A 24384-nucleotide genomic window follows, 5' to 3' on the forward strand; every position below is an offset into this window, starting at 1 on the left:
GCTGGATTCATCTCGTTCGAAGCGTTTTTAAGGCGATGTCGCGAAAGGATAAGCAATCGCGCCGAGCTTTGCCACGCACGCCGGCAGCAATTTTAAACCCTTCACAGCATTGGAATCATCGCCGACGCGCATTGACAAGCGGACCACGGCCCGTTGTCATTCGTAATTCGAGAACCGCGACTCAGGTTCAGGCGGCGAAGGCAACGGCGTATAGCCCGGAATGCTCGCTTTAAATTGCTCGGACAGCCCGTTGTCGATCTTCGTGAGCCCCTTAAGCTGAAGCTGCAACAGGACACGAGTGGCGCTGCTGGCCGCGGTCGTGGTGGTGGACACGTTCGTATATTTTTGCACCGCGAGGCTGAGCGACCAGCAATCAGCGTCGTACTGAACGCCAAGCAATCCTGCCACCAGACGATGAGCGACCATGTCGTAATTGGCCTGTCCGACAGCATAGAGCTTGCGGCTCAGCGGCCATTGACCGGACGCCACGATCTGGTTTTCCGCCTCGTTGTCCAGGTCTTCATCGGCGCGGGTATAGCGGTAAGCAAGACTAAGCACTTCGCGATCTCCCGGTTTCCAGGTGAAGCCGGAGGTACCCTGGTCCAACTGGTCGTGCTGCTCGTCGTACTGGACCGCTTGCTCGGTCGTAAGACCCGGGCCTATCTTGAGCGATGCCCCAACGATGACGTCGCTGCCGCGAATATCCGTCACAGACGCGCCCGAATCCAGCGTCACTTGCGGATTGGTGAAATAGTATTGTTGGGCCACCACGAAGCGAGCCCGCTCATCTCCTGTCGCCTGATTGATGAACCGGGTCGTCAAGGCGGCCGTGACACGGTTCAGGTCTGCTACCCTGTCGCCGCCAACGAAGGTGTTGTCGGTGAAGATCTGGGCGAGTCCAAAGTCCTCCTCGCCTGTGTCGAAGACAGGTGCGAACGTCTGGTTGCGGTAAGGCGTGTAAACGTAATAAAGCCGCGGTTCCAGCGTCTGGATATAGTCCGTTCCGAACAGGCGAATGCTGCGTTCGAATACAAGCCCCGAGTCCAGGCTGAGTGTGGGCACATTGAATGAAAAGCTCTTCGGCTGTCCCGTTGGCGCGGTGCTTCCGATCGTAGACAGGTCGTAGGCCACGTAGTGCCACTGAACCTTTGGCGTGATGAACCATCCCGGACCGGACAGCGGATAGCTGACGTACGGATTGAACGTGAAGCGGCTGCCCTCCGTGGAGTCGGCCGTGGAAATGGTGAAGCGCGTGGCGTCGGCTTCGGCGCCGAAATCAAATCCGCCCATGTTGTACTGATTGTATTTAACGTCCACTTCCGGCGCACGATTGTAGGGCGGCGCGGTGCTGAATGATTGCCAGCGCTGCACCCGCGCCAGCACTGACCACGGCCCGTTGTTGTAAGTCACGCCCGCTTCCTGCTGGAAGATGTCCTGCCCATTGACTAACGATGCGGTATTCGAATTCAGGTCCGTCGTGACGTTGACGTCCGACACTTGCGAATAGTTAACGTACGCAGCCAGGCCGCCGCCAAAGTTCTGGTTGTGCTGGATGTTGATCGAATACCGGTTGGTCTTGGTGAGCGCGTCGTCGGGCAGATAGGCAATAGTCACCGAGCCCGAATACGTCGGCGACAAATAGCGGTAATTCGTTGTCAGCATCGCGCCGCGTTTGGACATGTAGCGCGGCGTCACCGTCAAGTCGTAGTTCGGCGCGATGTTGAAATAGTACGGGACGGTGAGGTCGAATCCATTCGTCGAACTCAGCGAGAACGTTGGCGGCAGAAAGCCGCTCTGGCGAGCGCTGGACAAGGGGAACGACAACCACGGACTCGCGAAGATGGGCACGCCCTGAAAGAACAGCACGCCATTGTGGGCAATGCCTTCGTTCGACCCCTGGTCCATGTCGAAACTTGCCGCCTTGAGGTACCAGGCAGGGTCGGTTTCGCACTGGCACGCGGTATAGGTGCCGTGATGCACGACTGAACGCTCGTTATCGATCAGGTCGATACTGTCGGCGCTCCCCGAGCCGCCCGGCAGATTGAAGTGATAGGTCGGCGTGGTCATGGTGCCCTCGTTGGCCTCGACCTGCAAATGCGCTTCGGGGCCGACAAAGACGTCGTAGTTGTCGACTACGCGAACATGGCCGTACGCATCGACCACATTACGGTCGATGTCGTAGTGAACGGCGTCGCCTCTGACAATGGTAGCGTCGCGCCGAAGCTCTCCATGGCCCTTGAGCGACATGTCGCGGTCCTCGTCGCCGTCTGCTGAATCGCCGATGCCGAATACGGCCGGGGACGTGTTTGCCGGCACTGGATGCTCCGTCACCTCAGGTGCGAATCGAAGACCCCAGGGTGGGTCGATCGATTCCACCTGTGCTGCGGCGCCGCTTAGTTGCGCGCGCGCCGGCGAAGGTGCGAGGGACATGACGATCGCCGCCGCGACGGCGACGTGACGCATGCGTGGCGTGACCCCGATGGGTGTTTCTGCTGACCGCACGGGTTAGAACGACGTGCCAATCTGGAACTGGAACTTCTGGTATTGGTCTCCGGCGTGCCGCACGATCGGCAAACCGAAGTCCAGCTTGAGCGGCCCGATCGGGGAGATCCATTCAAGTCCCGCACCATAGCTGTAGCGCAGGCCATTGGCCCCCACACTGTTGCCCTCGTCACCCCAGACGTTGCCGCCATCGACAAAGGTAAACACGCGCAGAGTCCGGTCGTACCCCGTGCCGGGCAGCGGGAAGGTCATTTCTATATTGCCGACGATCATCTTCGAGCCGCCGATCGGGTCGTTGGTCGTGGCGTCGCGTGGTCCGAGCGAACCGGACTCGTACCCCCGCACCGAGCCAATACCGCCGCCATAGTAGTTCTTGAAGATCGGATAAGCATCGCCGCTTATGCCGTGGCCATAGCCAGCCTGGAAATTCATGCCGAAAATGAAACCTCGGGCGGGCGTGTAATAGTATTGAGCCTGAACATCTGATTTGTAGTACTGGGTATTTCCCGCTGGTGTTCCCAACTCTCCGTTGGCCTGGAGAAAATAGCCTTTGCTTGGTATGAGCGCGCTATCGCGTGCGTCGTGCGACCAGCCCACCGTCACCGGAACGTTGTTCACCACGCGACCGAACTCGGCTACGTAGTCCAGGTAGCTTTGCGGCGTCGACGAGTCCGTGTTGAACCGGTCCTGCTCGAAACCGGCGCCAAAATAAACTACGTCCGATTCGGAAAACGGTATGCCAAACTTCATATCAGCACCGATCGATGTAATTCGAAAGCTCGTGTCGCTGAAATTGTAAAGCGGGTACGTGGTCCTGTAATACATGTCGGTAATGCGCTTGATTCCGTCGATCGTAAAGTAGGGATCGGTTTGCGTTAACGACAAGGTCCGGTAGGTCTGCGCTGTATTGACGTTGAGAGCCAGTGTGGTCCCTGAGCCGAACACGTTGTCCTGCGACACTCCGGCAGACAGCACGACCTTGTCGCTTGAGTCATAGCCGGCGCCTAGTGTGATCGCGCCCGTTGGTTTCTCTTCCACTTTCACGTTTACGTCGACCTCGTCGGTAGTGCCCGGAACCGGCACCGTGGTGACGTCGGTGTTCGTAAAGTAGCCCAGCCGATCAATCCGCTCCTTCGAGAGCTTCAGGCGGCTGCTGTCGAACCATGAGCTTTCAATCTGACGCATTTCACGACGTATCACTTCGTCGCGCGTCCGGGTGTTGCCTTCAATGTTCACGCGGCGTACGTACACGCGGCGCCCTGGATCGACCTGCAACGTCAATGCGACCGTATGATGGACCTGGTCAATCTCCGGCTGGGCATTGACCTGCGCGAACGCGTAGCCATACTCCCCGAGCTTGTCGACCAGTCCCTGGGTGGTGGCTTGTAATTTCGCGGCCGAGAAACGCTCGCCCGCGCGGATCGACATCAGCTTTTGCAGTTCGGCGTTGCGATCGAGCAGGTTGCCGCCAAGCCGGATACTCGAAATGGTGTACGGCTCGCCCTCGTGAATAGTGATGGTCAGGTACATGTCCTTCTTGTCGGGCGAGATTGATACTTGCGTGGAGTCGATGTTGAACTCCAGATATCCGCGGTCCAGGTAATACGAGCGCACCTTTTCCAGATCCCCCGTTAGCTTGTCCTTCCCGTAGAGGTCGTTCTTCGTGTACCAGGAGAACCAGTTAGGGGTCGACAACTGCATTTCGTCGAGCAGCGTCGACGAGCTGGCAATCTGATTGCCCATGAAGTTGATCTGGCGAATTTTCGCGCTGGGACCTTCCGCCACCGAGAACAGAATGGATACCCGGTTGCGGTCGATCGGCGTGACCGTAGTGGTCACCTCGGCGGCGTAATAACCGCGCGTCAGGTATTGGCGTTTCAGTTCCTGTTCGGCTTTACTGACCAGGGCTTTGTCGTAAGTGCTGCCTTGCGACAGGCCGACTGAATGCAGCGCTTTGGTGAGATTGTCTTTGTCGAACTCGTGAATACCGGCAAAGTCGATTGACGAGACGGCCGCACGTTCCTGTACTTTCACCACGACCACGTTACCTTGCGTCTCGACCTGAACGTCGTCGAAGAAGCCGGTTGCATAGAGGGCACGAATGGTTTCCGACGCTTTGTCGTCCGAGAAGACGTCGCCTCGCTTGAGCGGGACATAGGCGAAGACCGAGCTGGGCTCAATACGCTTCAGGCCGTCGATCTGTATGTCCTTGATGACAAAGCTGCTGGTCGCCGCATAAACGGAAGGAGCCAGGAACACGTTCAATGCGATGGCAACGGCTGAGTGAGCGGTGCGTAACGTGCGTAACGTGCTTAGGGTTCGGAAGGTTCGGAAGTTGAATTTCATTTGATGTGATTGACGAGCATATCGGCCCGAATGTGTTGCCCTGGTATCCGCGTCGTATCGGACGTGATCGGTGCCGTGCCTGGCCTGGACTTGCGTATTCCGGCCGCTCAGGAACTGCGCTGCGCTAGCCGGTTATTGCAAGGGACCGCTTGCGTGGGCCGGGATCTGAACCAGTCGTGCTGCCGATATAAGTGCGTCGACCATGGGAGGGATCTGCTCCCGGGGAAGACAAAAGGAAACGTCGGCACCGCCTTGCAGCCGGAATGTAAGGACCAGGCTTTTGCCGTTGTCGATCGCGCCAAGCTCCCATCCTTCGCAGCCCATCGCAAAGTTGACGTGCGGCGTTCGCTGAAGCATTCGCTCGGACTGCATGATCGCGGCTGGCAGTACAGCGAGCAGTTCGCGAAATACCGAGTAATGGAACGTCAGGGTTGACCGGTCGCTATGCACCACCATATGTTGGCCGTCGGGTTCCAGCTCAATGCGCTCGATGGAAGCAACCCGCAGCGACTCTGGCAGGTCGTTCCTTTCGATCCCTTCCGACCGGACCGGGCTGCGCTGGAGATCGATCTTTTCTTTCACCAATGGCATATTTTGTAATCCTTATTTATTGTGTAAGGTTTGAATGGGCGGGCAGCGGCCTTGTGACAGGCTGGCTACCTTGCGGTTCCGTTACGGGAGGATTCGAAAACAAGTAGGAACCCGGTTCCTTATCTTCAAGCAAACGTTGGAGATTCTCCGGCGTTAGCGGGCGGTGCTTCGCCGCAAGGAGGCAGCGCTGGTGGCGCCATCACTGAAGAAAGCGGCGCGTTTCCGGTCCGCTGACATGGCAACGAGAATTTCCGAAAACAACGGCGTTGAACTAGCTCGCAGAACCGCTGCAAGAACTTGTGCGGAAAGAATGTGTTTCATCATGGTTACTACCCTCGCGTGCAAAGTCGCTAGACGAGTCATTAAAGTAGCTCGCTATATGACGAGGTGCGTTACGGCTTCATTACCGCGTTTCTCACCGGAAATAGGGGGTACATCGGCTGATCGGCGGGAATGCATGGAAGGGCGCGATACGTTGGCTGGCCGTTCAGGCTTGTGGCGAAAGCCTCCGATCAAGTTTGCCGCATTCTCAAGCGGCTCTTTCTCACAAGAGAAAGGAGCTTAAGAGAGGTGCTCATGACGGATACAGAGTGCGTGCCTGGATATACAGTGAAATGCTTGGTGAGGAATTAGAGCAGCTCGGCTCAATTTAACTCAGCTACTCAAGCGATGGGCCCAACGTCTTCAGGACGATCCGTTGCTTATGTTTCATGTCGGTTTAACTTTAGAACGACTATGCTGTTGCACGCTACGAACGTCAGCGCAGATCAACGCAGCGATGACGTTTTCTTCCCTTGCATATAGCGCCGCCTGGCCGCGTTTTATGCGTCACCAAATTGTTCCAGAATGTTCCACTTCATGACCGTAGAGTACGCGTCGGCCTATTGATCATGCCCTGCGTCTCGCGGGCCATTGCACAGTGGCACCCGCACACGCCTTTCCAGAGAACGCTTGGCCGGTTTACAGCATCCACTCCGGCGCCCCTGTTGGACGCAAACCATTGCGTTACGGTTTCGGCCTCATGCAACGCTTGGTAACGATGCTTGTTGTCCGCTTCCAACAGCCCGCACAAAGCGCTGCTGTTTAATGGTGCCGGTCTGATCGACGCACGGCGACGTCGATCAGTACGCGCAGCGATGCACGTTTATCTGACGAGATCGCGGTGTTTGCAAGCCCTGGCAGTGGGCCAAGCAGACAGCGTTGCTCAATCGTATTTTCGGAGAATTTGAAATGAAGAAATCCCTTCTTGCTCTCGGTGTCTTCGGCACCTTCGCCGGAGCGGCACACGCTCAGAACAGCGTGACCCTCTATGGCCTGATCGACGCGGGCATCACCTACACAAACAACCAGGGCGGCAGCAAAAACGTCCAGGCAACCAGCGGCCAGGTCAACGGCAGCCGTTGGGGCCTGCGTGGCTCCGAAGACCTGGGCGGTGGTCTCAAGGCCATCTTCACGTTGGAAAATGGTTTTAATATCGACAGCGGCAAGCTAGGCCAGAACGGCCTGGAGTTCGGACGTCAGGCGTTCGTCGGTTTGTCGAGTGACCAGGCAGGCGCCATCACTCTTGGCCGCCAGTACGACTCGATGGTCGACTATGTCGGACCGCTCGCGTTGACGGGCACGCAGTTTGGCGGCACACAGGCTGCTCACCCGTTCGACAACGACAACCTCGACAACTCGTTTCGCGTCAACAACTCGGTCAAGTACCAGAGCGTCAACTACGGCGGCTTCAAGTTCGGCGGCCTGTATGGCTTCTCCAACGACGCAGGCGGGTTCTCTGACAACCGTGCATACAGCATTGGCGCGTCATATAACTATGGTCCTTTGACCGCAGCGGCCAGCTACATGCAGCTCAACAGCGCGGGCTCAACTTTGAACTCGTCGGGCGCGGTAACTGCCGATGCGACATTCGCAGCGGGGCGTCAACGCACCTACGGCGGAGGCGTCAACTACGCGTTCGGCGCAGCAAATGTCGGCTTCGTGTTCTCGCAGACCCAGTTGAACAATTTGACGGGTATTGGTGCGTCGGCCTCCGGTACGACAAGCGGCATCACCCTGGCGGGCGGCAGCGCACGCTTCACCAACTATGAAGTGAATGGCCGCTACAACTTCACGCCTGCATGGACGCTGTCGGGTGCCTACACCTTCACCAACGCAAGCCTGGACGGGGTAAGCCCGAAATACAACCAGGTCACCCTGCAGACGGCGTACGCGCTGTCCAAGCGCACGGACGTCTATCTGCAAGGCGTGTATCAGCACGTGAACGGTACGGGTGATTCGGGCTTGACCGCCGATATCAACGGGTTGACTGCCTCGTCGACGAATAGCCAGGTCGCTGCAACCATTGGCTTGCGTACCCGCTTCTAAGTGAACTGCTAAGCGAATGAACGCGGCCCTTGACGCGACGCGTATGAGGGTCGCTACCTTGCGCGGTACGCTTAGCGGGAAACTCTGATAAGCCGGGGAAGTCTTCCCGGCTCTTTTTATTTTCAGTCCGCGGTTAACTGAAGACGGGACGAAAGAAGCTGCGCTCGTAGCTGACAATACACCGCGTTTCTTCCGCATATTTGAATGCTGCCTGGCATTCCGGGTCAAGCTGCGATTGCTGACGGTAGCCCTCATACGTTGACAGGTTCGGAAACGAGAACAGCGCCAGTGCAACATTGTTCGCGCCTTCCGACGGCAGGAAATAGCCGTGATGTTGGCCACCGAATTTCTCGACCAAGGGAATCCACAGCTTTCCGTAGGCTTCAAATTCCTTAAGTTTCGACGGGTCGATAATATAGCGAAGGTAGCAGGTGATCATGATGTGTCCGTTTAGGGAGAGAGGTTCGATCGAATAATATCGTGTCAGTCGACACGAATCTTTTCCCTAGCGCGATCCAGGGCCGACCCCTCCGGCGATCGCGCGGCAAGCGTCCTTCAACGGCGCAATGTAGGTTTCCAGCGGCGTCGCGCTTTTCCTATAGAGGGGAATGCTGACACTGATGCATGCGATCGGCTCGCCATTTGCTCCCAGGATCGCGCTGCCGTAGCAAAAAATCTGCTCCTCGTTTTCTTCTCGATCTTCCGCATAACCGCGGGCCTGGGTCGCATCGAGCTCGACATTGAGTGCGGTGCGTTCAATGATCGTATTCGGCGTAAAGCGCTCGAAGTGCAGGGCGGCGAGCAGCGCGTCGCGATCCGGGCGCTTGAGCAAAGACAGATAGGCTTTGCCGACGGAACTTGAATACAGCGTGACACGTGTGCCTATTCGCGATGCCATGCGCACGGCGTGCGGACTTTCGAGCTTCTCGATGTACACCATTTCTGAGCCGCTGCGCACTGCCAGGTGAACGGTTTCCTGGGTCAGGTCGCGCAAGGTCTGGAGTGCTTCGCTGGCGGCCACGCGCAGGTCGGAGCGTTCCCAGCTCCGGCTTGCTAGCGATAACAAACGGGGCCCAAGCGAATAACTGCCGCCGCGTGGTGTTTCGACCACCAGGCCTTCAGCGATCAAAGCACCGACGATGCGGTAAACCGTTGGTCTTGGATAGTTGGACGCGGCCGTAAGCTGGGCGATGCCGGGGGGCGCCGGTGCGTCGGCGATGCACTGAAGTACCACCAGGAACTTCGAGAACGCGGCGGTGCCGGTCGGCTTGGCATCGTTTGTCAGAGGCGGCGCTTTGGAGCGGCCGACCGCGGGCTTAAGTGGTTTTGGCATGGCGTCCCCAAGGAACTTGGCGGTGTGCCGGTGGTTTTGAAAAGTAGTGATTGAGGCGCGAAGATTAAAATAGAGCGCTCTACGCAACCAAATATCCCCCATCGACGGGGACTACTGCCCCCGTCATGAAAGCCGCTGCCGGCGAGCAAAGGAACGCCACCACTTGCGCGACGTCGTTGGGCTGGCCCCATCGTTTCATTGGCGTGCGATCGAGGATTGCCTGCGAACGATCGTCGCTATCCTGTAGCGCCTGTGTAAGCGGCGTAGCAATCCAGCCGGGCGCGACCGCATTGACGCGAATGTTGTCGGCGGCATAAGCAATGGCCAGCGACTTGGTCAATTGCACTACGCCGCCCTTGCTGGCGCTGTAAGCGGGTACAAGGCCCCCGCCGAAAAAGCTCAGCATCGACGCCGTGTTGACAATCGATCCCTTGCTAGCCTTCAATCGCTCGCGAGCCGCAGCACAGACACGCATTGTCCCGCTGAGATTGACTGCGATCACGCGCTCGAATACGTCGATAGCCAGTTCGTCGCCGCGCCGGATCATGCCCGCGCAATTGACGAGCATATCAATGGAGTCGGCCCGCGCTATGAGCGACGCTACGCTCGCGGCATTGCTGACGTCGAGTTCGACGACTTCGATGGCGAAGCCTAGCGCCTCGCGTTGGGCATCGGTCGGCGCGATGCCCGCAGCGAGGACACGCGCGCCGAGCGCGGCGAAGCATTGAGCGATGCCGGCGCCAATGCCCTGTGTGCCGCCGGTCACAACGGCGGTTTTACCTGCGAAAAGATCAGTCTGGAAAGTCATGGCCGGTCAGCGAAGGTCGGACAGGGGAACGGTTGAAACAACGGTCTCGCTATCCTCTATTTTCGTCCGCACTACGAATATATAAACCAGCGCTGCGGCGAATGCGATGGCTGCGCTTATCAGGAACGCGTTGACGAAGGAGTGCGTTTTATCCACGACGATGCCCGTGATGAATGGAGCAAACGAACCGCCGAAATATCCGCCGAAGTTTTGAATGCTGCCGAGCGAGGCCACCATATGACGAGGCGCTGCGACGGTCGCCAGCGCCCAGCACGCGCCGCTTGCCATGTTCACGAAATACATGGCGGCAGAAAGATAGATCATCGCAAGCGTCAGGTTCGGGGTGAACGCCGCCGGTACCGTGAAAAGCGCAGCGCCCAGCAAGCCGACGCAGATTGGCCACTTACGGCTTCTGATGGGCGCCATGCCGCGCGCCATGAGGCCATCGGCGATGAATCCGCTGGACAGCATTCCAAGCGTGCCGAAGAGGTAGGGAATCGACACGAGCCAGCCGGTATGCGCGATTGTCAGGTGGCGTTCATGCTCGAGGTACGCCGGTAGCCAGGTGAGATAAAGCCATACCATGTAGATCACGCCCATGTTGCCGAAGATCATGCCCCATGTGGTCGATTTGCGGAATAACCCGCGCCATTCATGCATGGTCATGCGGCGTTCGGCGCGTTGCTCCGGTTCGCCTTCGGTCAGGTACGCAACTTCTTGAGAGTCCAGGGAGATGTTGCGGCGATCACGATAAACGAGGTACCAGCCAATCGACACCGCGATGCCGAGCACGCCCATGACGATGAACATCGTGCGCCAGCCGAAGGCCAGCAAGAGTACGGTAAGCACGGGCGGTGCAAGAGCGGGTCCAATAGTGGATGAAGTGATGAAGATACCTGTCGGCCGGCCGCGTTCGTGCACGCCGAACCATTCGCTGACCACCTTTGCACCGGCGGGGAAATTCGGGGCTTCGCCGAGACCCAGCGCGACCCGCGCGACCAGGAACTGCGACAGGCTCGTCACAAGGCCACCGCACAATTGCGCGGCTGACCACAAGAACATGCCTAGGCCGAGCATCACGCGCGCGCCGAAACGATCAAGCAAAATGCCGATGGGTAACTGCGAAAACGCATAGGCGAATGAGAAGGCGGACAGCAGCAAGCCCATCTGCGATGCGGACAGCCCAAGCTCCTGGCTAACCGAATGATTCGCTATGGAAAGCGTGCTCCGGTCGAGATAATTCACGATTCCGGCGAGTGTCAGGAACGTGATCGCAACCACCTGAATGCGCTTGAGGCGCGGTGATTTCTGCAACATGGTGTCTCCTCCGGTGCTCGTTGAGAGTCTGCGTGGAAGGTGCTTCGGGTGTCAGGTGTTGCTCCCGCTTAACGGATGAACTGGTCGACGAAATCTTCTCCCAGGCCTACCGAAGAAAAATGCTTGCGGCACATGTCGACCTTGGTGAAAACGTCTTCGTAGCCGGTGTAATTGCCATACGGATCGCAATAGAACATCACGCCGTTGACCTGGAAGTAGGTGATCATTTCCTCCACGTCTTCAGGCACATAGAGCGTGTGCGTTTCGCCCGGCGGCTCGAAAACATAGCTGCCCTCCGTCGCTTCCCAATCGTGTTCCAGATAACGCCAGCGTCCCTTGAGGACCATGCCGTGCACCGCTTGCGGATGCCGGTGCCGGCTTAGCACGCCGGATTTGCGCACGCGCAGCAGATTCATCCAGTACCCGGTCGAGACATTCAGGCACAGCGGGCGGAACCAGACGTTCTCGGCTTGAGGGACCCAAAGGCGCTCGTCTTTGGGGATCGCCGATTCGACCACAATCTCCTTAGCTGCTTCTTTTGGGAATGGAAGCTGATACGGCGTCATTGCATCCGCCGCGGGATTAGCACTTGCCATGAGCTAGCTCCTTGTCCATATTGTGGATAGTTTTATCGTTTTATGGACACACTATTCTTCATGCGGACCGTCTCTGTCAAGGCGCGGTGATCGTGCGGCGCGTCATGAATTTTCTGGTGCGCACGACGCTGCAGAGACGCTCTGCCGTTAAGCTTTCCACATTGAAAGGCTGAATTTGACTCGATGCCGGCTAGCGGATCGCGGCGCATGGCCCATTACATAGCGCTAAGTGTTACGCGATAATGCCAGCTGGGTTAGGACGCATACAACCGCATATCTGGCACTAAGCAAATGCGGCAGGCGCTTGGGAAAGGCTATGCGTAGTTGCTGGATCTATGAAGCTGCAATAACGTCACTCTCAACTATCGCGCGTTGCTCAAAGCGACGTCGCCGCTCAACCTGGAATTCTTCATGAGCAGCAGTTCGTTGCCAACATCCTCTGCCGCTCGCTGGCTGCCTTACATAGTCGCGGGAACGTTCTTCATGGAGTATCTGGATACCACCGTCATCGCGACAGCGTTGCCGCAGATGGCCCGTTCGTTCGGTGTCGGCCCGAACGCGCTAAGCATAGGAATGACCGCCTATATGCTCGCACTGGCGATCTTTATTCCGGTAAGCGGTTGGGTCGCGGATCGAGTCGGTTCACGGACGGTGTTCTTTAGCGCGATCGTCGTGTTCGTGATTGCTTCGGTGTTATGCGGCTTGTCGAACTCGGTTGCCGAGTTTACCGCGGCGCGTTTACTGCAAGGCGCCGGAGGCGCGATGATGGTGCCGGTCGGGCGGCTGATTGTAGTCCGCAGTACGGAGAAAAGCCGTCTCATGCAGGCTATCTCCACCATCACATGGCCTGCCATTGCCGCACCAGTGGTCGGCCCACCCGTTGGCGGTTTCATCACCACGTACGCGTCATGGCGCTGGATTTTCCTCTTGAATGTTCCGTTCGGAATCTGTGCGCTGGTAGCGGTCGCCATGCTTGTTCCGAACTTGCGCGGCGCCGAGCGCAAGCCGCTGGATATGGTGGGCCTCGCGCTTAGCGGCGCCGCCCTGACCGCCATTCTTTACGGTGCGGAACTTGCCAGCCAGCCCGACAGCAATGCATGGGTCGCAGGGGCAGTAGTCCTGGCCGGCCTCGTGATTGGCTTCGCCGCGGTTCGCTACGCGGCGGGTCATCCGCATCCGCTGATCGATTTTTCGACGCTGAAGATTCCGACTTATTCAGTAACCGTCCTCACTGGTTCGCTGACGCGTATCGGCATTGGCGCCGTGCCGTATTTAATGCCGTTGCTGTTCCAGATCGGTTTTGGTCTTTCTGCTTTCAAGTCGGGCCTGTTGCTGCTTGCCAGTGCGCTTGGCAACCTCGGCATGAAAGCGCTGACCACGCGGATTCTGCGGCGTTTCGGCTTCAGGTATGTCTCGATTGTCGCCGTAGCGACAGCGGGCATATTTACGATCATATGCGGCCTCCTTACGCCGTTGTCGCCGCTTGCTTGTGTCCTGATCGTGGTATTCGTCTATGGCGTGGCGCGGTCCATGCAGTTTTCCTTGCTGGCAACCCTCGCTTACGCCGACGTGGGGGCCCCGCAAATGAGCGCCGCGAGCACGTTATGGAGTGCGGCTGCACAGATGACCATAGGACTAGGCATTGCATTCGGCGCAGTGGCTTTGCGGGCCGCCGCGCTACTTAACGGTGAGACCGCTAGTGTGCAAGGCATGCATTTCACCCTCGACGATTTCCGGCTTGCGTTCCTGTTCGCCGGCTTACTGACGCTGCTCTCCGTATGGGGCTACTTCAAGGTTGCTCGCGACGCCGGGCAGAGTGTAGGCGGTGGATCGATGAGGCAGAATGTGTCACAGAGAAGCAATTAGAACGTGAATGGGCCCGTTGAGAATGGTCGAAGGTATGAGTGAGCCAATAGATGAACCCGCATGGTTGTCCCTCGCATTCGCTGAGCGTGGGGTCCGGCGCTTCGGGCCGGGAGAGAGTAATCCGCGTATTGTCGAATACAACGCGCACACGAATCTGGCGGGCTATGACGACAAAATCTCGTGGTGCTCGTCGTTTTTGAACTGGTGTCTTGCGAAGACAGGTCAGCGTGGCACGGGGTCCGCGCTTGCGCGTTCCTGGCTTGAGTGGGGCCGGGCCCTCGACAGCCCTGTTTATGGGTGCGTCGTTGTCTTGTCCCGTGACGATCCCGCTAGCTGGAAGGGGCACGTCAGCTTTTATCTTCGCCACGACGCCGACACCATTTACCTCTTCGGCGGCAATCAGCTTGGCGAAGTACGCGAGCTTGACTATCCGCTAGCGTCGGTGCTGGGCTATCGGTGGCCAGAGTCTGTCTGAGATTTTCCGCACGATCTGCCTTGCAAAACGTGCGCGGATCAACATCGTGCTCACGCGGGATCGTGGCAGCAAACGCAGATCTTGTTTCCGTCCGGGTCACGAAAGTACGCACCGTAGTAATGCGGGTGATAGTGCGTCCGCAAGCCAGGCGGCCCATCGCAGATACCTCCGTTCGCGAGGGCGATGGCGTGGCAGCGATCGACGGTATCGCGGTCGTGGGCAAGAAAGGCAGTCATCTGTCCGTTGCCGGCGCTGGCAGTGTTGCCATCGAATGGCGGTCCGATCAGGAACAATGGGCGCGGCGCATCGGCCGCAACCCAGCCGGCCCAGGATTTGTCGTCGTCGCGGAATTTCAATGGCAGCCCCAGCGCTTCCATGATCGGCGAGTAGAAACGGAAAGCACGGGAAAAGTCGGTGACACCTACATGGATGTGTGAAAACATCTGGCCGTTCCTTAACGGTGGGTGACAAGCGGATGAGCGATCATGATCTCGCCGACACTGTCCCATGGCAAGCCGTAGCACGAGTTCGTCGAGTGCGGCTTTGCCTGGTCGCCGCTGCACTTCTTCAAGCACTAAGTGGTTTTGTTGCTCGCACGAGAACAGCTTCCAGGCAGCCAAAAATGATCAAAGGAGCGATAGCGCCTGCTGGTCCCGCAATCTCATAGCCAATCCTCGCACAAACATAAAGGAGGACCAGCATGCTCTGCATCATGCCGGGAGCTCCTATTGCGCGATGCTGTGACCCATAGTGATATCCAATCCAGAAAGCGAAACGTGTGGCGATCCAGACCACGGTGGTTGCGACAACCGCGCGCATCGAGTGTCCGTCGTCGCAGTAGAAAGCCAGCGCGAAAAGTCCGGGGACAAACAGGACCAGTTGCTCGAGTGTGTTTTGTAGATAGCGCAGGTTGATCGTCAGGCGACGCGTTTCATAACCCGACAGTGGATCGATTGCCGGCGAGCGCAAGCGTTCATGCGCAACCGCTTCAATGCCCGTGAGGAAGCAGAGGAGGATTGCGATGCTGCAGCACTTGAGAGCAAACACGAGCCGGGCGAGCGGCTCCGCCATGCCGCCAAGCGGCGGCAGGAAGTAGTAAACGCCAAGCCACAAAGCAATGGTGACAGGGAACGCGATTGCGATTTCCGCGATCAGGGTTGATTGGTGCCGGCGAATAACGCCGGCACCTTCAGATTCAAGGGCTTTCTTCATGGTTGTCTCCCTGAGGCCGGGCCGCTGAAGTGAGCATAAGGGCTTTTGACGGCCCGTCAACGCGGTGGAACCCGCGGTGAGCGATGTCGAGTCCCGCAGGACGCGGGCGTTTCAACGCTAAGCCTTCATTGAGCTGGCGATGCCTGTCACGGATTGGATGCACACGGGAATTCGGGGCTGTCGGAAAAGAGCACCGGTAAGCTGCAGCTATTCACCAGAACGTGTTTCGAATCGTGATCCGCGCCCGGCACGAGCACAAGACTTTGATGCAAATCCGTTGGATGCCGCATGCGCATGTAGTTCATATAGGAAACGCTGCGGCTAAGGCGGTCGGTCCCTTGCAGCTCACCCGCGCAAGACTGGTCCAGTTCACTGTGATTCGGGTCGTTGTCTGCGGTTCCTGCGAGGTAGACAACATCGCGCCCGGCGTATGCTGCCTCAATGGCTTGCGCGGATTGGCCGCTTGCATAAGGCGGCGCGTTATCCAGGCCATAACGCCACTGCGTGGCGCCAGGGCAGGTAGCCGGATCGACCGCTTTGAAGCCGCCTGAGGCGGATGGCCGGAGGTTGTCGAAATAAAGAAAACTACTGGGTTCCACCACCACATAACGGGTGTGTATTCCCAGCGCGGTCAACGCTTGCTCGCCGTGTCCAACGGCTGCGTATCGTTGCACGAGTTGCGCGCCCGCCGAGTGGCCCACGAGTACAACGGTGCGCAAGTCCGGGTATCGCGTACGGTCTGCAAAGTGGTCGAGTAGACGATCAAGTATTTCGAATCCGCTGACGGGTACGGGCGATAACGCCGGCCAGCCACGCGACCAGTCATGCATCTTCCAGCGCAACACGGTGGCAGGCAAGCCTCGGGCAGCGATGTCTTGCGGGACCAGGAACTGAGGGCCGACGATCAAGGTTGTTCCGGTCACGGCCGCCATCCTCGCTGCCTCAACGGTTGAGGACCAGTTTGATTTCGCGTTGCGGCTTTCCCCATGCACGATGATGACAACTCGCTCCGTACCCGCAGCGTTGGCGTTCAGCGGAATGGTTGAGTACACCGGAATGGTGCCCTTGCCGGATGTTGTTTCAATATCGAACTGCTGGTCGGGCGTAGCTCGGACAGGCTTGCCTGGACCCGTCTTGCTGTCTGGATCGTAGGCAGTCGGTATTGTTGATCCGAGGTGTTCGGCTGGGCTTTGCATGTCAGGAATAAGCGCGGAGTTTTTCGCGGGCGCGTTTATGGCTTGAGCACTAACGTTGTGGGGGATCGTCAGGCCGAATGCGACGCTGCATAGCAAGGTGAATAGAATCGCTAGTCTCATGCAGTTCCCTGAGCGTTAAACAAAGCTTGCACATCATAGATTGAGCCGATGCATACTGAGTCCCCAGCATGCAGATATTAGAATGAGCAATCATGCGTGCAATTGAAAGGGTTGAAAGGGGGCGGCGCTTCAATCCGCTTGCCCGTTTGCAAGAACATCTTGGCAAGCACGTCGCATTAAACGTAAAAGGATCGAGAAATCCGTCGCTGTAAGAGACGTTCGTAAGATCCGAGCCTCGCTTGAGCAGGACGGCATAAAAATAACGAGAGAACGGAGCCTTCTGTATGGATTGGACGCAGGCGGAAGCCTTGGTCGACCGTCTTGTTGCGCAGTGGCAGTCGGGCAATGGACCGGGCGGCGGCATGACGCGGTTCCAGCGCGAACAGTGACTCCGCGATGATTCCTCCACACTCACGAGCAAGCCCTTATGGCCTCTCCGTAATATTGCAATCCCATCACGGCGACGAATAACTTTCATTAAAAATCATCGATCCCATGACAATAAAACATTGCCGCAACGCTGCATTGCAATCGAAGTGGATAGCGCAGTTCTTCGTTTCACTGACACTGCTTTCGCCGTGGCTCGCGCCATGTCACGCTGCTGACGTTGAAGTCACTCAGGTACAGCGGGTAGTGACAGTCGATGAGGCGGGTCGTGCGACCACGCACACGACACTGAAGATCAACCTGTCGAGCGACATCGCTCTACAGAACTTTTCGCAATTTCCGATTGATTACAACGCAGAGCTTCAGTCGGTGTCGGTCGACGCGGCCGAGACAATCCACGCGGACGGAACGCATGTGGTCGCCGACTTGAAAAGCGCGGTGTTCGACCGAGCGGCGCCGGTCACGATCACTGCACCTCAATTCAGCGCGGCGCATCTGCGCATTGTCGCTTTCCCGGCGGTCACCAAGGGCGACACGGTGTTGCTGTCCTACACCGTAACCGACCTCGACACACTCTACCCCGGCAAATTCACGGACCTCGAGGCGTATCCGCCGACCAGCGATTTCCGTGATGTCAGCGTCACGCTCGACACGCCCGCCGACATGCTCGTGAATATTGATGCGCCGGGCATGCAAGCGCAGCAAGACACGGTGCAAGGTGGCCGGCATGTGCGCATATACCGCTATCACACACCGGGCAGTGGTCCTGTCGCGCCGCAAGCCAACGCGCTGACCTGGACCGACATCGGCCCGTATTTCCTCGCCACGAACTTCCGCGACTACGCCGAAATAGGGCAGGCGTATCACGCGCGTTCAGGCGAGCAAGACGTGCCGTCGGCGGCAGTTCAGACACTCGCCGACAGCCTCACGGAAGGTGTGATCGACCGGCGTGAACAGGCGGCGCGCCTGTACGACTGGGTGAGCCGTAACGTTCGTTATGTCGGCGTATACATTGGCGCCGGCCCGGTTGTGCCGCGCAGCGCCGACGTTGTCCTGAGCGGGCGCTATGGCGACTGCAAGGACCACGTCACGTTGTTCGCCGCGCTGCTCAAGGCGAAGCACATTGAAAGCCACAGCGTGCTTGTCAATTCCGGCAATGGGTATCGCTTGCCGAATGCGCCCGATTTTGCAGTGTTCAGCCACGCTATTACCTGGCTGCCCGAGTTCAAGGTGTTCGCCGATACAACCGCAGGCTTCGCGCCGTTCGGAACGCTGACGTTCGACACGAGCGACAAGCCCGCACTCGATACCGCCAACGGAGTCATCCTCCACACGCCGCCGCAGAACGAGACGAATAGCCGTTCTTCGGTCGACTACGCGTTGAATATCGACGATGACGGCGATGCCTACGTCACGGCCCACGCTAAACTGAGCGGGCAGGTGAGCATTGGTGTGCGCCGTACTTTCTCGCAACAGCCGCGGACGCGGATCGAATACGACATGCTGAGGCGCGTCGGATTGACGGGTGCGTTGCATGTGACGCCGGCCGATCCGGACGAGCTCGAGGTACCGTTCACGTTGTCATTGAGTGGCAAGCTTGACCAGCTCGCGATCATGCCCGGGCCAGCGGCATTCTCAGTGCCGCGCATGCCGAGCTTCGACTCTATCCAGGGCTTTGCCGAGACTGTGCTTCGGCAGATGAACAGTCCGCTGGACGGCACCTGCAGCGGGACGGGGCTGAGAGAGCACTACGTCGTGGAGATTCCCGACAAAGCCAAAATCCTCGCGATTCCATCGGGTATATCCATGGATAGCGGCGAGATTTCGTACCACTCGAGTTACCGGCAGCACGACAACACGGTGGAAATTGACCGGGTGCTGGAACGCCGGCTGACAAGCAACGTTTGCAGCGGCGCCAAGCTGGCGGAGTGGGCCGGTATTGCGAGCGCTATTTCCAAGGACCTGAAGCGACAGGTGCTGTACAAATAGACGCAAACGCTCGCCACCCGCATCAGGTGGCGTAGTTATGCATCTGCGGTAGTGGTTTTTCTGACTCGTCGAGTTACAAAGGCGCGTGTCTAAACAAGCCGACTAAAGATGCGCGCCAGTCAATAAGTGCGCCTGCAAACCTTTCAATTCAACTTGGCCGAAATATTCGCAAGGATCTCAAAACGTAAAATACTCAACGAGCTTTTGCATAAAAGGCCTAACGCTAGGAAAGCATTAGGCCGGCGATCGACCTATTGCGCATGCTGTCCTTACAAATATTAATAAAGCGACTTAGCAATCCAGCTTATTTGGGATCAACAGCCTTGGAGTCTTAAGTTCGCTATGCATTCTTTGTAAATGTCATGCATCGTTTGCAACGGAATGTATGTAATGTGAAGTGTGTCATCCACGGGTACCAAACCTGCGTTAGACAGTGCGTGTCTTAGGTCGATGCTAACCTGACAAACTGAAAACTACCGGAGGTTTTGCACCCATGAAAGTAAGCTTGCGCCGCACCCATGCTGCTGTACTTTCTGCCATTGCATTGTTAGCGGTGGTCCCCATGCCAGGATGGGCTCAATCCGTTCCGTCCCCCACAGCATCGGCGGCATCTGCAATTGATCCGCCGGGCCGTGTCGCCCGTCTTAACTACTTCGACGGCAGCGTGACCCTGGAACCCGCCGGTGCAACCGACTGGTCTTACGCCGAATTGAATCGTCCGCTTACCACCGGCGATCAGTTGTGGGTAGACAGCGGTGCGCGAGGCGAACTGCATGCTGGTTCGACTGCGCTGCGGCTAAGTCAGCAGACGGCCTTGAGCATTGTCGATATAGACGACAAGAACTTGCAGTTGAAGGTCACGCAAGGCACGCTCTCCACGCGCGTGAGAGCATTGCCCCCTGGACAGACTGTTGAAATAGACACGCCGAATGTCGCGATGCAGGCGTCGAGTCCGGGCGAATTTCGGGTAGACGTCGCGCCCGACGGTAACTCGACCACCGTGACGCTGCGTAGCGGCACTGCTAATCTTTATGGCGACGGTGGTGTATTTCAGATGACCGCGGGCCAGCAGGTCACCTTCATTGGCGTGAATCTCCAGCAACAGGCAGGCGGACCGGCGCCCGGTCCGGACGCGTTCGATCAATGGGTCATCAGCCGTGATCGTTTGGAAGATGGTTCGGCCTCCGCACGATATGTATCGCGAGAGATTCCCGGTTACGAAGACCTGGATGCGAACGGCACGTGGCGCAGCGATCCGAATTACGGCGAAGTGTGGGTTCCGACCGTTGCGGCAACTGCGCAATGGGCGCCGTATCACCAAGGCCATTGGACGTGGATTGCGCCGTGGGGCTGGACCTGGATAGACGACGCTCCCTGGGGCTTCGCGCCGTTCCACTACGGCCGCTGGGCGTATCTGGGCAATGCGTGGGCGTGGGTGCCGGGACCGGTGGTCGTCGCGCAGCCGGTGTATGCGCCGGCGCTGGTGGCGTTTGTTGGCGGAGGAGGCGGAGGCGGTTCGCACTGGGGCGTCGACCTGGCTGTTGGCGGCGCCGTGGGCGTGGGAGTTGCCTGGTTTGCGTTGGGCCCGCACGAACCGTGGCACCCGGGCGCGGGTTATAGCCCGAGCTATTACAACCGAGTCAACAACGTGAACATCACGAATGTGCACAACACGACCATCGTCAACAACATCACGAACGTTCACAATACCTATATCAACCAGCGCGTGCCGGGTGCTATTACAGCCGTGCCGGCCGACACGTTCGTGCATGGTCAGCAGGTAGCGCAGGCATCGCGCAGGCTGACGCCGCAACAAATTGGCGGCGCGCAGATCGGGGCGGGTACACCCGGTATCGCACCGGTACGAGGAAGCTTCACGGGCGGTTTGCGCACCGCTTCTGCAGGCGCGCCCGCAATGGCTATGCAACGTCAAGTCGTTGCTACCCGCGCACCGGTTGTTCCTGCGGCGTACCGTGACACGCTTGCACAACACTTCGCCAGCAGTGGCGGGCGCGTCGCGGGCGCGGGCGAGCCGATCGTGCGCACTACCGTACCCGCAAGCTTCACGCGTCCGTTGAACCGGGGTGGGTCTGCGGCGCCCTCGCCGCAAGGTTATCGTCTGGTGAACCGGGAGCAGGCACGTCCTGTCGGAGCGCAGGGCGCGCCGGCCAGGAACCTCGAAGCGAATGCTCCGCGCGAAGTAGCGCAGCCAACGCAGGCTGCGCATCCCGCCGGACCCGTGCAGCAGCGTGCGCCTTTAGCCGCTGAAAATGGAGCGCCACGGCCGGCGGTAGAAAATCACGAGCCAGCGGTTCAGGTCCAGCGTGCGGTTCAGAACGAGCCGCAAGCGCCACGTCAAGAGCAAGCCATGCACGCGCCGCCGGCGCCACAGCAAGAGCAAGCCATGCACGCGCCGCAAGCGCCACGGCAAGAGCAAGCCATGCATGAGCCGCAAGCGCCACGGCAAGAGCAAGCCATGCACGCGCCGAACGCTCAGCAACAGCATGCCGCGCCGGAAGCCGCACCGCGTCCGCAGGAGCATGAAGTGCAGCATGCTCCTCCGGTCGAGCCGCCGGTATCTCATGCAGAAAGGCCGCAGCCTGCTCGTCCGCCGGTCCAGCAGGAAGCCCATCGGGAAGAGCAGCCGCATCCGCGTCCCGAAGCGCATTCCGAACCGCATCCGCCGGCGGCCAAGGGTGGTGAGCATCACGACGAGCAACCGAAGTGAGCTTGTGATTGGCCGATGGTTTGGCGGCCGGTCTTGTTCGCCTCAGCGAACATGACCGGCTGCTCGCCACAGCATTCATGTTGAGCCCGGGCGGGCGCCAATTGCGGCCCGCGTCGTGGTCCCGGACACGCCTTTGGTTGATATCCCGACCGCGCGCTAGCCGCTAAATACATAGATGACACCAGGCGCGAATCTATAAGCCTAGTTTCTGGCCCCTGGCGCTAACGTATTTTTGTCGCGCGGCCTGGCGCTGCGATAATCCACGACTTCCCTTGGCGGGACACGCGTCCTTGCCTTGCGGGACCCGGCACTAAACTCCCATTGCCACACAAATAACCAGTCTCAACGGCGGAAACCTGATCCATGTCGAATGAAAGCGCCCCCCACGAGCACGCAGTTGAACATGCAGCGCATTCGGGCGATCCGTTGTCCCGCTGGGTTGCTGTATTTACCGCCATTCTTGCTGCGCTCTCGGGTCTCTTGCACTATGAGGAAGGCGTCTTGCAAACGCAGGCCCTGCTGTTCAAGAACGACGCTGTACTGCTGCAAAGCAAAACCAGCGATCAATGGAACCTGTATCAGGCGCAATCCAGCAAGGGGCATTTGATGGAGCTTGCCGCTGAATTGTCCGGTCCGGACAAGCAAGCGTATTACCGCGATCAGATCGCCAAATACGAGGTTCGAAAGAAAGAGATCCAGGCCAAGGCGCACGACATGGAAAAGCAGGTGGAAGAAGCCAACCTGCAATCCGAGCGCAAGGAACATCCGCAACACATGTTCGGTCAGGCGCTCGCGTTGATCGGTGTCGCCATTTCGCTTGCGGCAATTACGTCGCTCACAGGCAGTCGCAAGCTGTTTGTTGTCGCCGGGCTGGCGGGTATCGCAGGGATCGGCGTGTCGATTCTCGGGTTCCTGAATATCTGAGCAGCATGTCTGAACAGTTATTTGGCTAGGTGCCCGGACACGTCACGGAGCGATGGTTCAGGCCTTCATGTTCAACGCTAAAGGCCGCGTTGACCTTGTCAGCGCTTTGCGTAATACGCAGGACGTAAATGCTGTCGTAATCCGCGCTCGCCCAATGGGGCACGCTCGCCGCGTCGCCGCCGGCATCGCTGACAATCTTGCGGGCAAGCGCCTCTATAATCTTATGTTCCCAAGCGACTACCACCAGGCTGCTTTTGTATTGGGGAGCCAGCAGAGCTGCATGCAAGTCGTCGGTCCTGGAAAATCCAATCGATGCGTTCACCGGCAGACCAAAATAGATTGCAGTGGGTTCGATCGTTGCTAGCGGACGGACATAGTCGTACTTGGTGCCGCTATCGTTCTTTTCCTTCGCTGGATCGGGCGCAAAAATGAAGTCCGGCTTGCCGTATTTGCTTTCGATGACCCGAGGCAACGCGAGCGCGCGATTCAGGCCCTCGCAACTTAGCTGACCGAGGCCGGCGGCGGGTTTCTCACCGTGCCGAACCATGACTATCGTTTCAACTTGATCGCTAGCGGCGCAGGCCGGTACCGACCCAAGCGCCGCGATAGCGAACACCAGCGATAAAACGCCTGACGGCGGGCAGCGGTAATTTTTCATGAGGGGGCGGCCACGTTGCGTGTGAGCCGCGATTCTAGCAATTTCCGGCTTGCAGCCATCAAGCGATGAGGGACGTGCTTCAAGGAGAAACATGGTACGAAATTGCGTGGTCACTCACTTGAAGCAAACCGTCGCACGAAGCAAGGGATCAATCCATCACCGCTTCACCGCAAGATAAGCGCGGCTCAGGGTCGGCCGGCTATGCACCCACAACCTTGATGCAAGCCAAGACGGCGGCCGGTCCCGCACCTCCAGCCGGTAAATCGATCGTTCGTCGGCTTCTTTAGCCCCGCGAATGTTGGGGCCCATCTCGCACGTGTAGAAGTGTCTAAAACCCGTCTCTCGGGCGACTTGCCGGTAATCGTCGTCGTAGAAGCCTTGAGGCCAGCACAGGTGGTCAGAGGCTTCACCCATGCGAGTCTCGAGGGCCGCACGCGCCGCGAGGAGGTCGTGCCTCAACGCCGCACATTTCTCTTCGCGGCTGCGCGCAACCTTATCCCAGCGTACATGGCTGTGCGTGTGGCTGTGAAATTCGAACGTCCCCGCGCGACGCATTGCATCGATCTCGGACCATCGCAGAATGGCGCGATCAGCTTCGCCCTTCTCGATAGCCAGGTCGCCTTCACGATGACCAAGCAGCTCGGGAAGTTCCCCGCCGGAGTGCGCGTGAACGCGTGGCGCGCCGTCGCCGGGCCAGCTCGTAACCAGGAAGCACAGGGCAGTAAAACCATACCGCTGCAGCACAGGATGGGCGTGCACCCAGTTGTCGAGGTAACCGTCATCGAAGGTCAGCACGACCGACTTCGCCGGCAACGATCCGCCGGCCAGATAAGCGCTCAACTGCGCTGCCCCAACGGTTCGGTAACCCGCTTGCGCGAGATAGGCCATCTGAGCCGCAAAGCGATCGGGTGAGACCGTAATCATTCCCGGTGATGTACTGATGTGGTGATACATCAGCACGGGCACCGC

At 58.5% G+C, this 24384-nt stretch carries 19 protein-coding genes; 6 read left to right on the plus strand and 13 right to left on the minus strand.

The window, feature by feature from the left end; translation table 11 throughout:
• Positions 1-156 precede the first annotated feature (156 nt).
• The 3 genes from FH08_RS0121170 to FH08_RS0121180 form a co-directional block, all read right to left on the minus strand.
• The gene (locus FH08_RS0121170) at positions 157-2430 is read right to left on the minus strand and encodes an LPS-assembly protein LptD (RefSeq protein WP_031360271.1); all 2274 of its coding nucleotides are present in this window, start codon (positions 2428-2430) and stop codon (positions 157-159) included.
• 75 nt (positions 2431-2505) lie between these two features.
• Positions 2506-4848, minus strand: a complete 2343-nt coding sequence (bamA, locus tag FH08_RS0121175; protein WP_081889524.1) for an outer membrane protein assembly factor BamA — start codon at positions 4846-4848, stop codon at positions 2506-2508.
• Positions 4849-4980: 132 nt separating this feature from the next.
• Positions 4981-5439: a hypothetical protein gene (locus tag FH08_RS0121180; protein ID WP_051888403.1), complete on the minus strand. Its 459-nt coding sequence runs from the start codon at positions 5437-5439 to the stop codon at positions 4981-4983.
• Between the two features lie 1230 nt (positions 5440-6669).
• Here FH08_RS0121180 and FH08_RS0121185 point away from each other — a divergent pair.
• Positions 6670-7806 carry a porin gene (locus FH08_RS0121185; protein WP_031360274.1) on the plus strand — a complete coding sequence of 379 codons (1137 nt, stop codon included), beginning with the start codon at positions 6670-6672 and terminating at the stop codon, positions 7804-7806.
• Between the two features lie 133 nt (positions 7807-7939).
• Here the strand turns inward: FH08_RS0121185 and FH08_RS0121190 are convergent, their stop codons facing one another.
• The 5 genes from FH08_RS0121190 to FH08_RS0121210 form a co-directional block, all read right to left on the minus strand.
• Positions 7940-8245, minus strand: a complete 306-nt coding sequence (locus FH08_RS0121190) for an NIPSNAP family protein (RefSeq protein ID WP_031360275.1) — start codon at positions 8243-8245, stop codon at positions 7940-7942.
• A gap of 66 nt (positions 8246-8311) precedes the next feature.
• Positions 8312-9139, minus strand: coding sequence for an IclR family transcriptional regulator (locus tag FH08_RS0121195; protein WP_031360276.1), 828 nt, complete (start codon positions 9137-9139; stop codon positions 8312-8314).
• Between the two features lie 79 nt (positions 9140-9218).
• On the minus strand, positions 9219-9947 hold the full coding sequence (locus FH08_RS0121200) for an SDR family NAD(P)-dependent oxidoreductase (RefSeq protein ID WP_031360277.1): 729 nt from the start codon (positions 9945-9947) through the stop codon (positions 9219-9221).
• Positions 9948-9953: 6 nt separating this feature from the next.
• Entirely contained in the window at positions 9954-11264 is a 1311-nt protein-coding gene (locus FH08_RS0121205; RefSeq protein WP_051888404.1) for an MFS transporter, read from the minus strand.
• Between the two features lie 68 nt (positions 11265-11332).
• Positions 11333-11860, minus strand: a complete 528-nt coding sequence (locus FH08_RS0121210; protein WP_031360279.1) for a 2,4'-dihydroxyacetophenone dioxygenase family protein — start codon at positions 11858-11860, stop codon at positions 11333-11335.
• A 411-nt stretch (positions 11861-12271) separates the two neighbouring features.
• On the opposite strand from FH08_RS0121210, the gene FH08_RS0121215 reads away from it, so the two are divergent.
• The gene (locus FH08_RS0121215; protein WP_031360280.1) at positions 12272-13726 is read left to right on the plus strand and encodes an MFS transporter; all 1455 of its coding nucleotides are present in this window, start codon (positions 12272-12274) and stop codon (positions 13724-13726) included.
• A gap of 34 nt (positions 13727-13760) precedes the next feature.
• Positions 13761-14201: a TIGR02594 family protein gene (locus tag FH08_RS0121220; RefSeq protein ID WP_031360281.1), complete on the plus strand. Its 441-nt coding sequence runs from the start codon at positions 13761-13763 to the stop codon at positions 14199-14201.
• Between the two features lie 50 nt (positions 14202-14251).
• Here FH08_RS0121220 and FH08_RS0121225 read toward each other — a convergent pair whose 3' ends face one another.
• The 3 genes from FH08_RS0121225 to FH08_RS0121235 form a co-directional block, all read right to left on the minus strand.
• Positions 14252-14644 carry a VOC family protein gene (locus FH08_RS0121225; RefSeq protein WP_031360282.1) on the minus strand — a complete coding sequence of 131 codons (393 nt, stop codon included), beginning with the start codon at positions 14642-14644 and terminating at the stop codon, positions 14252-14254.
• 124 nt (positions 14645-14768) lie between these two features.
• Positions 14769-15413, minus strand: coding sequence for an MAPEG family protein (locus FH08_RS0121230; RefSeq protein WP_031360283.1), 645 nt, complete (start codon positions 15411-15413; stop codon positions 14769-14771).
• Positions 15414-15559: 146 nt separating this feature from the next.
• A complete protein-coding gene (locus tag FH08_RS0121235; RefSeq protein WP_152602877.1) occupies positions 15560-16729 on the minus strand; it encodes an alpha/beta hydrolase in 1170 nt (389 codons plus the stop codon).
• 495 nt (positions 16730-17224) lie between these two features.
• Here FH08_RS0121235 and FH08_RS0121245 point away from each other — a divergent pair, with 495 nt between their 5' ends.
• The 3 genes from FH08_RS0121245 (at position 17225) to FH08_RS0121255 (ending at position 22757) form a co-directional block, all read left to right on the plus strand.
• Positions 17225-19105 (plus strand): DUF3857 domain-containing transglutaminase family protein, encoded by a 1881-nt coding sequence (locus FH08_RS0121245; protein WP_031360285.1) that lies wholly within the window; start codon positions 17225-17227, stop codon positions 19103-19105.
• A gap of 493 nt (positions 19106-19598) precedes the next feature.
• Positions 19599-21833 carry a DUF6600 domain-containing protein gene (locus FH08_RS0121250; protein ID WP_051888406.1) on the plus strand — a complete coding sequence of 745 codons (2235 nt, stop codon included), beginning with the start codon at positions 19599-19601 and terminating at the stop codon, positions 21831-21833.
• 363 nt (positions 21834-22196) lie between these two features.
• Positions 22197-22757 carry a DUF4337 domain-containing protein gene (locus tag FH08_RS0121255; RefSeq protein WP_031360287.1) on the plus strand — a complete coding sequence of 187 codons (561 nt, stop codon included), beginning with the start codon at positions 22197-22199 and terminating at the stop codon, positions 22755-22757.
• Positions 22758-22782: 25 nt separating this feature from the next.
• Here the strand turns inward: FH08_RS0121255 and FH08_RS0121260 are convergent, their stop codons facing one another.
• Positions 22783-23415 (minus strand): histidine phosphatase family protein, encoded by a 633-nt coding sequence (locus FH08_RS0121260; RefSeq protein WP_031360288.1) that lies wholly within the window; start codon positions 23413-23415, stop codon positions 22783-22785.
• A gap of 156 nt (positions 23416-23571) precedes the next feature.
• Entirely contained in the window at positions 23572-24369 is a 798-nt protein-coding gene (locus tag FH08_RS0121265; RefSeq protein WP_031360289.1) for a polysaccharide deacetylase family protein, read from the minus strand.
• Between the last annotated feature and the right edge of the window lie 15 nt (positions 24370-24384).

It is taken from the genome of Caballeronia sordidicola, from assembly GCF_000729995.1.
Taxonomy (GTDB): Bacteria; Pseudomonadota; Gammaproteobacteria; order Burkholderiales; family Burkholderiaceae; genus Caballeronia; species Caballeronia sordidicola_A.

Excerpts from the sequence above, each read along its gene's own strand:
- FH08_RS0121205 (WP_051888404.1), bottom strand. The coding sequence starts at position 11,264 with ATGTTGCAGAAATCACCGCGCCTCAAGCGCATTCAGGTGGTTGCGATC.
- FH08_RS0121235 (WP_152602877.1), bottom strand. The coding sequence starts at position 16,729 with ATGAGACTAGCGATTCTATTCACCTTGCTATGCAGCGTCGCATTCGGC.
- FH08_RS0121170 (WP_031360271.1), bottom strand. The coding sequence starts at position 2,430 with ATGTCCCTCGCACCTTCGCCGGCGCGCGCGCAACTAAGCGGCGCCGCA.
- FH08_RS0121250 (WP_051888406.1), top strand. The coding sequence starts at position 19,599 with ATGAAAGTAAGCTTGCGCCGCACCCATGCTGCTGTACTTTCTGCCATT.
- FH08_RS0121220 (WP_031360281.1), top strand. The coding sequence starts at position 13,761 with ATGAGTGAGCCAATAGATGAACCCGCATGGTTGTCCCTCGCATTCGCT.
- FH08_RS0121180 (WP_051888403.1), bottom strand. The coding sequence starts at position 5,439 with ATGCCATTGGTGAAAGAAAAGATCGATCTCCAGCGCAGCCCGGTCCGG.
- FH08_RS0121195 (WP_031360276.1), bottom strand. The coding sequence starts at position 9,139 with ATGCCAAAACCACTTAAGCCCGCGGTCGGCCGCTCCAAAGCGCCGCCT.
- FH08_RS0121260 (WP_031360288.1), bottom strand. The coding sequence starts at position 23,415 with ATGAAAAATTACCGCTGCCCGCCGTCAGGCGTTTTATCGCTGGTGTTC.
- FH08_RS0121185 (WP_031360274.1), top strand. The coding sequence starts at position 6,670 with ATGAAGAAATCCCTTCTTGCTCTCGGTGTCTTCGGCACCTTCGCCGGA.
- FH08_RS0121225 (WP_031360282.1), bottom strand. The coding sequence starts at position 14,644 with ATGTTTTCACACATCCATGTAGGTGTCACCGACTTTTCCCGTGCTTTC.
- FH08_RS0121255 (WP_031360287.1), top strand. The coding sequence starts at position 22,197 with ATGTCGAATGAAAGCGCCCCCCACGAGCACGCAGTTGAACATGCAGCG.
- FH08_RS0121210 (WP_031360279.1), bottom strand. The coding sequence starts at position 11,860 with ATGGCAAGTGCTAATCCCGCGGCGGATGCAATGACGCCGTATCAGCTT.
- FH08_RS0121215 (WP_031360280.1), top strand. The coding sequence starts at position 12,272 with ATGAGCAGCAGTTCGTTGCCAACATCCTCTGCCGCTCGCTGGCTGCCT.
- FH08_RS0121245 (WP_031360285.1), top strand. The coding sequence starts at position 17,225 with ATGACAATAAAACATTGCCGCAACGCTGCATTGCAATCGAAGTGGATA.
- bamA (WP_081889524.1), bottom strand. The coding sequence starts at position 4,848 with ATGAAATTCAACTTCCGAACCTTCCGAACCCTAAGCACGTTACGCACG.
- FH08_RS0121200 (WP_031360277.1), bottom strand. The coding sequence starts at position 9,947 with ATGACTTTCCAGACTGATCTTTTCGCAGGTAAAACCGCCGTTGTGACC.
- FH08_RS0121230 (WP_031360283.1), bottom strand. The coding sequence starts at position 15,413 with ATGAAGAAAGCCCTTGAATCTGAAGGTGCCGGCGTTATTCGCCGGCAC.
- FH08_RS0121190 (WP_031360275.1), bottom strand. The coding sequence starts at position 8,245 with ATGATCACCTGCTACCTTCGCTATATTATCGACCCGTCGAAACTTAAG.
- FH08_RS0121265 (WP_031360289.1), bottom strand. The coding sequence starts at position 24,369 with ATGTATCACCACATCAGTACATCACCGGGAATGATTACGGTCTCACCC.